Source organism: Pseudoalteromonas sp. S16_S37 (genome assembly GCF_014694405.1).
Lineage (GTDB): Bacteria > Pseudomonadota > Gammaproteobacteria > Enterobacterales > Alteromonadaceae > Pseudoalteromonas.
In genome coordinates this window covers 92730-104983 of sequence record NZ_JAAUWV010000010.1, presented here as the reverse complement: position 1 = coordinate 104983, position 12254 = coordinate 92730, and the positions used below count along the sequence as shown (strand labels likewise).

Here is a 12254-nt window from a genome sequence, read left to right as displayed (position 1 = left end):
AGATTTTGCTGCTTTACGATTATTATAACGCCTCCTAACCCCCTCATTTTTTTGCACCCTTTAGCAAGGTGCATCCGGCCTTGGAGAAATAATGAGTAGCTACAAAGTTTTAGACGTCAATGACGATCTACCAATTCGCACGAAAGGTGCAGTTCACAGCGGTAAAGTTCGTTCAGTTTACTGGCTCACCGATGAAGATAGTGCCCGCCTAATTGCGGATAAAGGCTATGACGTACCAGTAGGTACTGAGTTGGCAATTATGGTGATCTCTGACCGCATTTCAGCATTTGACTGTATCTGGCAAGGTGAAAACGGCCTTAATGGTGTGCCAGGAAAAGGTATTGCCCTCAATAGTGTGGCGTCACATTGGTTTAAACTGTTTGATGAAGCAGGTCTTGCTGGCAACCACATTGTTGATATTCCTCATCCATACGTGTGGATTGTACGCAAAGCAAGCACAGTCAGAGTCGAAGCAATTGCTCGTCAGTATATCACTGGCAGCATGTGGCGCGACTATGCTAAAGGCATTCGCAACTTCTGCGGCATCGAACTACCTGAAGGCCTACAAGCAAATCAAAAGTTACCTGAGCTTTTAATCACTCCTTCAACAAAGGGTATTATCACGGGTCTTGATGATGTGCCAGCGGTTGATGACGTTAACATCAGTAGAAAAAATATCACTGATAACTTGGAAGCGTTTAACTTCAAGTCAGAAGATGACGTGGCCAAGTATGAGCAGCTACTAGCGCAAGGTTTTGATTTAATTAGTGCCGAGCTTGCAAAACTAGATCAAATTTTTGTTGATACCAAGTTTGAGTTTGGCTACGTAGAAGATACTGATGGTCAAGAAAAGCTGATTTACATTGACGAAGTAGGTACTCCTGATTCATCGCGTATTTGGGATGGTCCTGCATATCGTGATGGCAGGATAATTGAAAACTCAAAAGAGGGTTTCCGCCAACTGCTGATCAATAATGTGCCCGATGCTGACGTGTTATTAAATAAAGATCGCATGGGTGAGCGCGAAGCATTGGCGCAGAACTATCAGCTACCAGTTGATGTTATGATGTCAGTCTCAGAAACCTATGTAGGTATTGCTAGCAAGATTGTTGGTAAGGAACTGGTTATTCCTCCTGATCCTCGTGCAGAAGTTATAGCAATTCTAGATAGTCAGTATGGTTTAATAGAAAATAGCTAACCTGCCAAAGACTTAGCCAATAAACACCGTTTGGGGTGTTTATTGGCGCTTATCTCTCAAATGCCTTGCAATTGTGTGGCTAGTCAATTTTACTTACAGTTACGTTGAGTAAATTAAGGCAAGGTATGCCTAGTTACAATCTAAAAAAGCGCGTCGGTATGGTGCTGAGTTTGTCGGTATTGAGCTGTGTTAGCTTGGTGCTACAGGCAAAAACACTGACCATCGTGGATCAATTTGGTAAACCTTTGGAACATGCTGTGGTTGAGTTATTGCAATCAACCGTGCAGCAACAACCGGTCACAAAAACGCCCGCAATCATGGATCAGGTTCAAAAGCGGTTTGCCCCAAAGTTACTAACGATTGTAAAAGGGCAGCAGGTGTCTTTTCCAAATAGTGATGACATTCGCCATCATGTGTATTCTTTTTCACCAGCAAAACCGTTTGAACTCAAGCTTTATGCAGGTACGCCAAAAGCGCCCATTACTTTTGAACAGCCTGGAGTGGTGGTGCTGGGTTGCAATATTCATGACTCGATGGTTGGCTATATTTATATTGCTCAGTCAAGTGCACATTTTGTTTCTGATGCGCAAGGGCGAGTGACGCTACCCGACACCGCAACGTCTTATTTGTTATGGCACCCAGAACAAGCGAACGAGATCATTGAGCGCACTGAACATGATTGGCCTGCTGGCAGCCACAGTAATAGTAAAGTAGAAATTAAACTTACCAAGCCCGCAGCGCGTAATACATTTGGAGAAATGTTTAAGGAACATCATGGGAACTAGCTTAAAACATCGCATTATCATGTTATGCGTTGGCCTAGTGCTACTGACCGCCGTGTCGAGTTTAGTGAGCTTTTGGTGGTCAACAAGTCACTTTAACGAAAGCCAAGTGCAACAAGATATGCAAGTTGCAAAAAATGTTTATCAACAATATCTAAAAGCAAAAGAACGTTTGTTGGTAACAGCAGCAACAGTATTAACCGCTGACTTTGGTTTTAAGCAAGCGGTTGCGACACGCGATGCGGATACCATCAGCAGTGTACTTTACAACCATAGCCAACGCATAGATGCAGACTTGATGTTGCTATTTGATACCCAAGGAAAGCTGATATCAGCAGACAAACGCGATATCGAGTTACCATCAGATACTTCAACATTGTTAAAGCAGCTGCTTGCACAAGGTAATAGCTCAACGTTTATGGTGATTAACGAAGCGCTTTACCAAGTTATTGTATTACCTGTTAAAGCCCCCAGAACAATTGCCTACAGTATGGTTGGATTTGTGATTGATACCAGTGTGGCGAAGGAGCTAAAAGAACTAACGGGTATGGAAATAAGTTTTATCGCGACAAATACCGGACTCAAAACAACAACACTGCTCGGTCATCCACCACACCTTACATTACTTGAGTATATAGATAGCCAAATAGTAGAGCGCTGGTTTGGTGAAGACCCTGTTTACCTCAGTGCTAAATTACAACTGCCAGGGCTTGAAGATAACCCGATACGTGTTGTACTCAGTGCTGATTTGAGTGAGCACTATCAAGAATTTGATAAGTTGGTGTTGACCGTGATCTTATTGTCATTTGGCACCATTATTTTAGGCTTTATTACCAGCGGGATTTTAGCCAGCAATTTGGCAACGCCACTGCAGCAACTTACGGTAATGGCAAAACAGTTTGCTCAGGGTAACTATCGGGCAAAAATATCAGAGTCACGGCCCAGCAAAGAGGTGTGTGAGCTGGTTGATGCGTTTCAGGAGATGGGCGCAGACATTCAAACCCGTGAGAAACAAATTCGCTTTCAGGCCAGACATGACTCACTAACGGGTTTTTATAACCGCACCGCTGCGCTCGATCTACTATCGCAACATACAGAACAAGAAAGTGCGTTTTATCTGGTTGCTTTGGATATAAAAGGTCTTCGTCATATCAATGACAAACTTGGTCCAAGGGTGGGAGATAGCTGTATTCAAGCCGTGGCACAACGCATTAAAGAGTCTACGCAGGGACTTGTTGGCTTTAACGCTCGGTTGGGGGGCGATGAGTTTTTAAGTGTCATAGAAGTTAGCTCGAATATATCAAAACAGCAGCGCGTTGCGCAGTTGCAGCAGGCGCTTAATCAACACTACGAGATCCAAAATTTAGAGATAACACTGCGTTTTAGTATCGGCGTGGTGCAATATCCAGAACAAGCGCAAACCCCGGAAGATATGGTTCGCCGAGCTTTAATAGCGGTTGATACTGCAGCTCAAGATAGGCATGAGGTTTATTTTTACCAAAATGGTGAAGATGAGGCCCATTTGGAGCGTTTGCAGATCATTGACGAGCTAAAACACGCTTTGCACAACGACGACGGCCAGTTATTTATGGCATATCAGCCTAAGCTTAATATTAACAGTGGTCAAATAGATAAGGTAGAGGCGTTAATACGCTGGCAGCGCAATAACGGGGAGTGGGTGTCTCCCGAGTTGTTTATTGATTTGGCAGAACAATCTGGCTTGATTGTAGAGCTCACTCAATGGGTGGTATGTACTGTGGTTGCGCAAGTGGGCACTTGGCTCAAAGAAGGGCTGACTATGAAAGCGGCAATTAATGTTTCCGCGCAAGATATCGCACATAGTGAGTTTCTTAACCATTTAGAAAATCAACTCATTAAACACGCAGTGCCAGCAAAGCTGATTACCATTGAGTTGACTGAGCGCGACATGATCGAAAATGAGGAGCAGGGCATAAACACGCTCAAGGCGTTGAAGTCTTTGGGGGTTATGATTTCTCTAGATGACTATGGGGTTGGTCAAACTTCGCTGGGGAGGCTCAAAATGTTACCTATTGATGAGCTCAAACTTGATAAAGTATTTATTTTAAAACTCAATGAATCTCATCAAGATCAGTGTATCGTGCAATCAACCATCTCTTTGGGACATCAACTTGGTTTTTCAGTGGTATCTGAAGGGGTTGAGAACTTAGAGTCTTTGAATTTACTTAAACAAATGCGCTGCGATTATGCTCAAGGCTATCATTTAAGTCGTCCTCTGCCTGCGCGTGAATTCCTTGATTGGTTAGGTAATTACAATGAAGTGGGTTAGTTTTTTCATCATCTCACTATTTTGTAACACCGCATTTGCCGCTGGCAAACTGTTGGCTACGCCCGGTGTTTCACAAATAGAAGGCAGCGCCGGTGGTGGGCTTGTTCCATGGGCGCAGCTAGCAGGTTATGCAAGTGAAGATGAGTGGTCTATTGCGGCTTTTTGTAGTCGTGGTCATGTTAAAAACTATTCTTTAGATGTATGCGGTGTTCAAGGTAATTTATTCAACCGTATTGAGCTGAGTTATGCCGAACAAGAATTTGATGTTCCCGCGCTTAGTACTCGCATTGATCAAAAAATTAGCGGTGTAAAAGTGAGACTGTATGGCGATATTGTCTATAGTGATTGGCCACAACTTAGCGCGGGTATACAGCATAAATCGTTAAAAGATGGCAAGGTTGCCAAGCTTGTCGGCGCTGAAAGTACGCATGGCAACGATATTTATTTCGCTGCGAGTAAGCTGCACTTAGGGGCGCTCTATGGTTATAACTGGTTTTGGAATATCACGGCCAGATACAGTGAGGCAAACCAAACAGGTTTGTTAGGGTTTGGCGCAAAGGATGCGGATAAAAAATGGTTGTTAGAGGCCAGCAGCGCAGTATTTTTATCAAGAGAAATTGCGCTTGGCGCGGAGTTTCGTGAAAAGCTAAATAATTTGGGATTAGGGGAGAGCCACTGGAGAGATATCTTTATTGCGTGGTTTCCTAATAAATCACTGAATGTAACAGCGGCATGGTTAGACTTAGGCTCCATTGCAGGTGTTGATAAACAAACTGGTTGGTACGTGTCAATCGCAGGGTATTTTTAAATGAGTCTGGATAAAACCTACAAGAGATTATTGCTGGCAATCGCTATGGCGGTTACTTTGTCAGCATGCCAAAGTACGCCAAACTCTTTTTATCAGCAAGTAGGCGAACAAGCTGGACTTGAAAGGCTAGTAGATGCATTTATTAAGCAAATTGGTCAAGATGAGGTGATTTTTCCTTATTTCAAGCAAACCAATGTCAGCCATTTTCGCACTGGATTTATTACGCACATGTGTGATGTGCTGGATGGCCCGTGTAAATATGAAGGTGACAGTATGGCGCAGATCCACACGGGTATGAAAATCAACGAACATGATTTTAATCACACCGTTGACCTGTTAATTGCTGCGATGACAGATGTTGGACTGAGTCACCGCCTGCAAAACAAAATTTTAGCGCGCTTGGCCCCATTGCGTGCTCAGATCATTAAAATTTAACTTAGCAGCTCAAGAGCGGCTTGCGTAATTTGTTCTGGGCTTATTGCTTTTATAATCTCATTTTCATCAAGACAGCAGCTTTGGCTAATAAGCGCAGTAAATTGCTTATTTTTGGGGGCCACAACTGACCACGCAGAGGTGCCAAAACCAACGACAGCGACGCAAGGAGTATCAACGGCCACAGCCATATGCATAGGACCTGAATCAATACTTATCATCAATTGGCATGCAGCAATACAATCCACTAGTTCCGATAAGCTGGTAGTGCCAGTAAGTACAGTGACGGCAATATCGTGGGCAACTAGTTGACTTGCAAGCTGCTGACTTTCCTCTTTTTCAGACGGGTCGCCAAGCAAATAAAAGTGTACTTCTTTTTGCTTAGCTATGAGTTGCAAAGCCTGTAAGGCGAGTTCGTTAGGATAATGACGTGGCCCTTTGTTTTTGCCACCAAAGTAAACGGCCACCGAGGTATGCGTTTGATGATTTGCTACTCTGTCAGTCGCTTGATAGCTTAGTTTGGGTAATTGATAGTACCTGAATGGCTGGCCGTGACAATCATTCACAAGTTGGCAGTAGCGGTGAAGATAATGATGGTTGGGATTAAGTTTTAAGCCATGGCTAAGTAGTGGTGTACGACCATTTTGGCGGTAGCCTAAAATATATTTAATACCTGCAAACGTACACAATAGCGCTTCGCTTAGCGACCCCCGAAAAAGTACCGCCATCGCGAATTGGTATTGCTTGAGGTACTTAGCTTTAGCAAACACTGAATGTGTGTCACCGCTATCATGGCGTTTGTCGGCAATCACATGCAATTTGTTCGTTGCATTTCGAGCAAAAATCTCGCACATAAATGGACGCGCTAACAAATAGATATCATTGTTGGGATAGAATTCACGCAGCATATCTATGGCTGGTAAGGTATTTATTGCATCGCCAATAAATTTAGGTAATACGACCAAAATTGCGCCAGTAACTTGGGTAGTTTGCAGTGGTTTCAAAATAACATCGCAGCTGTATTGCACCTTAATATAGCGCTAGTATAACGTGATAATAAGCAAAACTTCATCTGTTACAACAAACAAAGGAGAAGATGTGAAAAATTTAAAAAGTTGTGAATGGCTAGCGGAACAGCTAAATAAGGTACATGTGCTAGATGCAGGGATTGTTAAACCGGGAGTGAACAAACCCTATGCACCGAGTGCAATTATCGACACAGCTAAGCGTTTTGATATCAGTGGCGCATTATCAAACCCAACTGCGAGTTTGCCTAACACTATGTGTGATAGTGCGCAGTTTCAAGCTAATATGCGCCAGCTGGGGATTAACCAAAACGATACCGTGATTGTTTACGACGACATGGGATTGTTCAGTGCCGCCCGAGCATGGTGGATGTTTAAAAGCATGGGATTTGAGCAGGTGTATGTACTTGATGGTGGATTGCCGCGCTGGTTAGAGTTAGGTTTGCCCTGCGCGCAAGAGTATGCAATTGTCCAAAAAGTGGGAGATTTTGTTGCAAAACCACAAGATAATTACTTTATTGATAGTCAGCAAGTACTCAGTGCTATTGAGGATGAATCGGTTTTATTACTTGATGCACGAAGTGCCAAACGCTTTACTGGCGAAGACCCAGAGCCGCGAGATAACATGCGCAGCGGGCATATTCCCAATAGTAAAAGCCTGCCGTATCAGCAAATACTTAATGAACAGGGATTAGTAAAGTCTGTGAGTGAGTTAAAATCTCTATTCACTCAGTTAGGTGTGACCGATCAAGCTTTACAATTTAGCTGCGGTTCGGGCGTCACCGCCTGTATTTTAGCGATGGCAGCTGATGAATGTGGTTATGCCAACTTGGCAGTATATGATGGCTCTTGGAGTGAATGGGGACAACCCATCGACTTACCAGTAGCAACCGGTGCTTAACTAAAAGGGCAGTGCTTACATCCATTGCCACAGCAGCTACCGCGCTTGAGATGAGCCCAACGACTCATGACTAACAAGCCTTGTTCAATGCTGTAGTCAAGTCCTGCAATGGCCGCTGAATGCTTGAACGGGCGGGCTAATGCCAGTTGCTCACTAATGGGCCTTTGGCTTAGGCTATCAATGTACGTGCGTAACTTTGTTATCAAACAAGCTCTGCATAAACAGCCATTGGCGTCTGATAAAGGTAAAATGTTGGGCAATTCCATACACCAGCATTGCGCGTTGGCACTGCATGTTATTTGAAGTCCGCAATTAGAACATGACATGAATTTTTTCAACACAAATGAATAACAACATGGATAATACCACAGCCCATTACCAAGATTTAGCCGCTTTGGTGCGTTTTGCCCCAGGATATCAGAACGTATACGCGCGCCTGATGCATTACCCACAGAATAAAGTCTGCTACGTTGTCAGTAACGTCGATATATGTGCCGCTTTGGAGCAAGTACTGCACGGGCAAGTTGATATGGATGACATAGAAATGTGGGCAAGTTTATTAGAAATGCGCGGGGACATTGATCACAGCCAAGTTGAGGGAGTACTCTATGCGCTTTCTAATCCTGAGCAAATGGGTGAGCTAACCCTCTATAAAATAAGCCAAATAATGGCGCTGTTAAAATAAAAAAGGAATATATCAATGCCGCTTAAAGCAAAGGCAAATGCACACTATTACCAAGATGCCAATTTTACCCTTCATGCAATGCACCCAAAGTTTAGTGAAATAGACTATGAGCTTGTGATGCGCAATCAAGTCAGGCTGCGTCAGTTATTTGCAGGTCAAACCGAATGGCCAAAGCCAGAGATGACTGTAGCAGATAACACTGCTGTCATGGAGCACCATGTACGAGAGTTTAACGAAAACATCGCCTACGGATTTTGTGTATTCGATGCCGCCGACAAGCAATGTATTGGGAGTGTTTATATTGATGCGAGTGAAGTCGACGGTTACGACAGCGAGTTACATTATTGGCTAGATGAATCTTTGCTAGCGTTAGAACCCGTGCTAGAAGCGCGCATGCTGACATGGCTTAAAGACAAATGGGGATTTGAAAATCCAGCCTTAGTGGCGCGAGAAATACCACAGGCACAGTGGCAATATATGAAAAAAGCGAGCTGATGCTCGCTTTTCACTTCATATGTTAAGTTTACTTATGATACCCCAAGCACGCTTCCACTTCGTTCTTAGAGCCTAATATCACTGGCACTCGCTGGTGGATCTCTTGTGGATCAATATCCAAAATACGTTGCTCACCTGTGTGAGCGATACCGCCCGCTTGCTCAATGAGCATAGCCATTGGGTTGGCTTCGTATAATAAACGTAGCTTAAATGGCTTGTTAGGATCTTTAGTGTCGGCAGGGTAGGTAAATAAACCACCACGACACAGTACACGATGCACATCACCTACCATGGCAGCAATCCAGCGCATGTTGAAGTCTTTACCTCGTGGGCCTGTTTCACCTGCTAAAAGGTCATTAACGTAGTTTTGCATTGCAGTCTGCCAATGACGTTGATTAGAAGCATTAATGGCAAACTCTTTGGTATCTTCAGGAATTTTTGCAAATTCTTCAGTCAACATAAAGCTGCCGTGAGTTTTATCCAATGTGAAAATACGTGTGCCTTTACCAATAGTCAGTGCTAAGGTGGTGCATGGCCCGTAAAGTACATAACCTGCAGCAACTTGCTGATGGCCAGGCTGCATGAAAATACGCTCATCGGCTGGGTCTGAATCTTTTGGCGCTCTCATTATTGAGAAGATAGTACCCACAAGTGAGTTAATATCGGTATTTGATGAGCCATCTAGTGGGTCAAATGCCACAATGTAGTCGGCATTTGGGTTGCCCGCTACCGTGTAGTCTTCTTCTTCCGATGCAATCGCTTTTACGTAGCCTGACTCTAGTAGGATGTCTTTTAAAAGTTGGTTAGATAAAACGTCTAGCTTTTTTTGAGTTTCACCTTGAATGTTCTCATCAAGTGTTGAGCCGAGTACGCCTGATAGGGCACCTTGACCAACACGGAATGAAATCTCTTTACATGCCGCTAAAATTGTACGAATAAGAGAAAGTAACTCTCTTGAACAACCATCTTCAATAAGCACTGGAGGGAGTCTACGCATAGTTTTTGATCCTGATAACGTTATGGCAGCAGTCTATAAATTGTGAGAGGAGACCAACGCTGCACGTAATTTCGTCTTAAAATAGCTGAATTTTGTATACAATTTTATATACTGGGTTTAAATCAGCCATTAAAACCACTAATAACAAGGTAAGAATATGCGAAAAATAGGGAAGCTATCTTTCATTCTCTGTACTTTGCTAGGCGCTATGATAACTCAAGCCGTCGCAGCAATTAAGCCCATTGACGAGTTTACTGACAAGTTAAATCGTTTTCCTGGCTATTATTCCTTTTATGCCGATACCAACAACGGCAAAATTTACTTAGATGTTGATAAGTTCAAGCAGCCATTTTTATTACAGCATAGCCTACCTTATGGGGTGGGTTCCAATGACATTGGCCTAGATAGAGGGCAGCTAGGCGGCACTTATCTTGTTCAATTTGAACGTTTTGGCGATAAAGTGATGCTGCGCGCTTTGAATAGTTACTATCGTGCAAGCTCTACCAACCCTGCTGAGCAGCAAAGTGTCAACGAGGCGTTTGCATCCAGTATTTTGCAAGGATTCACCGTCGTAGCTGAAGACGCTGATAGTGTGCTTATTGATTACACGCCTTACCTGTTGTCGGATGTGCATGCGGTAAGTAGAACATTGGAACAGCGCGAGCAGGGGAGCTTTAGTCTAGATAAAACGCGTAGCGCGGTGTTTATGCCCCGTAGTAAGGCTTTTGTTGAAAACACTGAATTAGAGGCGGTGCTCACCTTTACAGGGTCTAAGCCTGGTGAATATGTTCGCCAAGCGGTTGCTGATCCATATGCTATCACCGTACATCAGCACCACTCACTGGTTAAATTACCAGACGATAATTACCAGCCTCGTAAATTCCACCCTCAATCGGGCTATTGGAGCATAGAGCATAAAGATTACTCAGCACCGTTGGGCGAGTCTATGCTCGTGCGTTACATTCCGCGCCATCGCTTAGCGAAAAAAGACCCTTCAGCGAAAGCGAGTGAGCCAGTAGAGCCAATTGTTTACTACCTTGACCCTGGTGTACCTGAGCCTGTAAAAACGGCGTTGCTAGACGGCGGAAAATGGTGGGACAGTGCGTTTGCCGCTGCGGGTTATAAAAATGCGTTTCAAATTAAAATTTTGCCCGAAAGCGCCGATCCAATGGATATTCGCTATAACGTGATCCAATGGGTGCATCGAGCAACACGCGGTTGGTCGTATGGCGCATCTGTCATTGACCCGCGTACGGGGGAGATCATTAAAGGTCACGTCACGTTAGGTTCTTTGCGAGTTCGCCAAGACATTCTCATTGCTGAAGCATTAGCGGCACCATTTGTTAAAGGCGATGAGGTAGTGAGTCGTTTACACGATATGGCACTAGATAGAATACGCCAGCTCAGTGCCCATGAGATTGGTCATACGCTAGGGATTGCCCATAACTTCTCTGCTTCTATCAAAGATAGAGCGTCGGTGATGGATTACCCTCATCCGCTGGTTGGTTTTGATAAAAATGGCAAGTTAGACATCACGCAAGGCTATGCCAAAGGCATGGGTGCTTGGGATACACAAGTGATTAAATATGGCTACAGTGATTTTAGCAAGTCAGATGAAGCGGCTGAATTACAAGCTATTTTGGATGAAAACCGTGAGTTAGGATTAGAGTTTATCTCTGATAGTGATGCAAGAGCGCAAGGTGGCGCACACCCTACAGCGCACTTGTGGGATAACGGCAACGATCCAGTTACAGAGCTGCAACGTGTGCTTGAGGTACGCAAGCAAGCGTTAAACAGCTTTGGTATTAATAATATCAAGGCCGGCGTGGCGCTGTCTCAACTGGAAGAAAAACTGGTACCACTGTACTTATTCCACCGCTATCAAGTGGAGTCTGCGGTCAAACTCATCGGTGGAGTAGATTACAGCTATGAAGTACGCACTGCTCAAGCGCTCAAAGGGGCCAAAATTGTAGACAACGCGCAGCAACGAAAAGCGCTGCAAGCCATATTAAAAACGCTAGATGCAGAGCAGTTACGTATTCCAGAGCGTGTATTGGCACTTATCACACCCAAAGCATATGGTGAAAGCAAAACGCGAGAGAGTATTTATGGCAGAACCGGTTTGGTGCTTGATGCTATGGCATTACCTGAAGTGGCCGCTAATCATAGTTTAAGCCTATTGCTTAATGCTGAGCGTTTAAATCGTTTATCGCAGCAGCATGCTCGGGATGCCAAACATTTTGGTCTGGTACAAATGCTAAACGCTTTGTATAGAAAAGTATTTGATGCGCAAAGCACAGGGACAATGGCGCTAAAACTTAGCCAACGTGTACAGTATTTGACGGCAGCACGTATGGCGCAGCTTGCCAGTTCCGATAAAGTTGAGCCTGAAGTACAAGCGCAGCTTAGATTCCAGCTGATGCGCGTCGCAAAACAGTTTGATCAGCAATCGTTGTTTAGCAACGTGAGCGAAGAAACTGCTTACCGTCACGAATTAGCAAGGCAGGTCAATGCATTCCTTGAAACAGGTAAATGGCCAGACGGGTTTAAAGCCTTGAAGATGCCGCCAGGCTCGCCGATTTAAGGCCATTGATGTAAGTAATAAAAAGCTGGCACTTGGCCA

General features: G+C 44.2%; 12 protein-coding genes. 9 read left to right on the top strand and 3 right to left on the bottom strand.

Annotated elements, in window-relative coordinates; all coding sequences use genetic code 11:
* Positions 1–91: 91 nt before the first annotated feature.
* The 5 genes from HC733_RS07360 to HC733_RS07340 all read left to right on the top strand — a co-directional run bounded on the left by HC733_RS07360 (position 92) and on the right by HC733_RS07340 (position 5531).
* Entirely contained in the window at positions 92–1198 is a 1107-nt protein-coding gene (locus HC733_RS07360) for a phosphoribosylaminoimidazolesuccinocarboxamide synthase (RefSeq protein WP_190364404.1), read from the top strand.
* 125 nt (positions 1199–1323) lie between these two features.
* On the top strand, positions 1324–1983 hold the full coding sequence (locus tag HC733_RS07355) for a methylamine utilization protein (protein WP_238937484.1): 660 nt from the start codon (positions 1324–1326) through the stop codon (positions 1981–1983).
* Positions 1973–4288, top strand: coding sequence for a bifunctional diguanylate cyclase/phosphodiesterase (locus tag HC733_RS07350; RefSeq protein ID WP_190364403.1), 2316 nt, complete (start codon positions 1973–1975; stop codon positions 4286–4288). Before HC733_RS07355 ends, HC733_RS07350 begins: the two co-directional genes overlap by 11 nt.
* The gene (locus HC733_RS07345) at positions 4275–5096 is read left to right on the top strand and encodes a DUF3034 family protein (protein WP_190364402.1); all 822 of its coding nucleotides are present in this window, start codon (positions 4275–4277) and stop codon (positions 5094–5096) included. The genes HC733_RS07350 and HC733_RS07345 overlap by 14 nt, the downstream gene beginning before the upstream one ends.
* Before the next feature lie 45 nt (positions 5097–5141).
* Positions 5142–5531: a group I truncated hemoglobin gene (locus HC733_RS07340; protein WP_446727623.1), complete on the top strand. Its 390-nt coding sequence runs from the start codon at positions 5142–5144 to the stop codon at positions 5529–5531.
* Here the strand turns inward: HC733_RS07340 and HC733_RS07335 are convergent.
* Positions 5528–6532, bottom strand: a complete 1005-nt coding sequence (locus HC733_RS07335) for a glycosyltransferase family 9 protein (protein WP_238937483.1) — start codon at positions 6530–6532, stop codon at positions 5528–5530. The two genes, HC733_RS07340 and HC733_RS07335, sit on opposite strands and share 4 nt — an antisense overlap.
* A gap of 94 nt (positions 6533–6626) precedes the next feature.
* On the opposite strand from HC733_RS07335, the gene HC733_RS07330 reads away from it, so the two are divergent.
* Positions 6627–7454, top strand: coding sequence for a rhodanese-like domain-containing protein (locus HC733_RS07330; protein ID WP_190364400.1), 828 nt, complete (start codon positions 6627–6629; stop codon positions 7452–7454).
* Here HC733_RS07330 and HC733_RS07325 read toward each other — a convergent pair.
* The gene (locus HC733_RS07325) at positions 7451–7720 is read right to left on the bottom strand and encodes a DUF5522 domain-containing protein (RefSeq protein WP_238937482.1); all 270 of its coding nucleotides are present in this window, start codon (positions 7718–7720) and stop codon (positions 7451–7453) included. The two genes, HC733_RS07330 and HC733_RS07325, sit on opposite strands and share 4 nt — an antisense overlap.
* Before the next feature lie 89 nt (positions 7721–7809).
* Here HC733_RS07325 and HC733_RS07320 point away from each other — a divergent pair, with 89 nt between their 5' ends.
* On the top strand, positions 7810–8139 hold the full coding sequence (locus HC733_RS07320) for a hypothetical protein (RefSeq protein ID WP_190364398.1): 330 nt from the start codon (positions 7810–7812) through the stop codon (positions 8137–8139).
* Between the two features lie 15 nt (positions 8140–8154).
* On the top strand, positions 8155–8634 hold the full coding sequence (locus HC733_RS07315) for a hypothetical protein (RefSeq protein ID WP_190364397.1): 480 nt from the start codon (positions 8155–8157) through the stop codon (positions 8632–8634).
* 28 nt (positions 8635–8662) lie between these two features.
* On the opposite strand, the gene HC733_RS07310 is transcribed toward HC733_RS07315, so the two are convergent.
* Positions 8663–9631 (bottom strand): class 1 fructose-bisphosphatase, encoded by a 969-nt coding sequence (locus HC733_RS07310; RefSeq protein ID WP_190364396.1) that lies wholly within the window; start codon positions 9629–9631, stop codon positions 8663–8665.
* Positions 9632–9788: 157 nt separating this feature from the next.
* On the opposite strand from HC733_RS07310, the gene HC733_RS07305 reads away from it, so the two are divergent.
* Entirely contained in the window at positions 9789–12215 is a 2427-nt protein-coding gene (locus HC733_RS07305; RefSeq protein ID WP_190364395.1) for a zinc-dependent metalloprotease, read from the top strand.
* Positions 12216–12254 lie beyond the last annotated feature (39 nt).

Bases quoted from the DNA above. Each gene is read 5' to 3' on its own strand.
- HC733_RS07360 (WP_190364404.1), top strand. From the start codon at position 92: ATGAGTAGCTACAAAGTTTTAGACGTCAATGACGATCTACCAATTCGC.
- HC733_RS07355 (WP_238937484.1), top strand. From the start codon at position 1,324: ATGCCTAGTTACAATCTAAAAAAGCGCGTCGGTATGGTGCTGAGTTTG.
- HC733_RS07350 (WP_190364403.1), top strand. From the start codon at position 1,973: ATGGGAACTAGCTTAAAACATCGCATTATCATGTTATGCGTTGGCCTA.
- HC733_RS07345 (WP_190364402.1), top strand. From the start codon at position 4,275: ATGAAGTGGGTTAGTTTTTTCATCATCTCACTATTTTGTAACACCGCA.
- HC733_RS07340 (WP_446727623.1), top strand. From the start codon at position 5,142: ATGGCGGTTACTTTGTCAGCATGCCAAAGTACGCCAAACTCTTTTTAT.
- HC733_RS07325 (WP_238937482.1), bottom strand. From the start codon at position 7,720: ATGGAATTGCCCAACATTTTACCTTTATCAGACGCCAATGGCTGTTTA.
- HC733_RS07320 (WP_190364398.1), top strand. From the start codon at position 7,810: ATGGATAATACCACAGCCCATTACCAAGATTTAGCCGCTTTGGTGCGT.
- HC733_RS07315 (WP_190364397.1), top strand. From the start codon at position 8,155: ATGCCGCTTAAAGCAAAGGCAAATGCACACTATTACCAAGATGCCAAT.
- HC733_RS07310 (WP_190364396.1), bottom strand. From the start codon at position 9,631: ATGCGTAGACTCCCTCCAGTGCTTATTGAAGATGGTTGTTCAAGAGAG.
- HC733_RS07305 (WP_190364395.1), top strand. From the start codon at position 9,789: ATGCGAAAAATAGGGAAGCTATCTTTCATTCTCTGTACTTTGCTAGGC.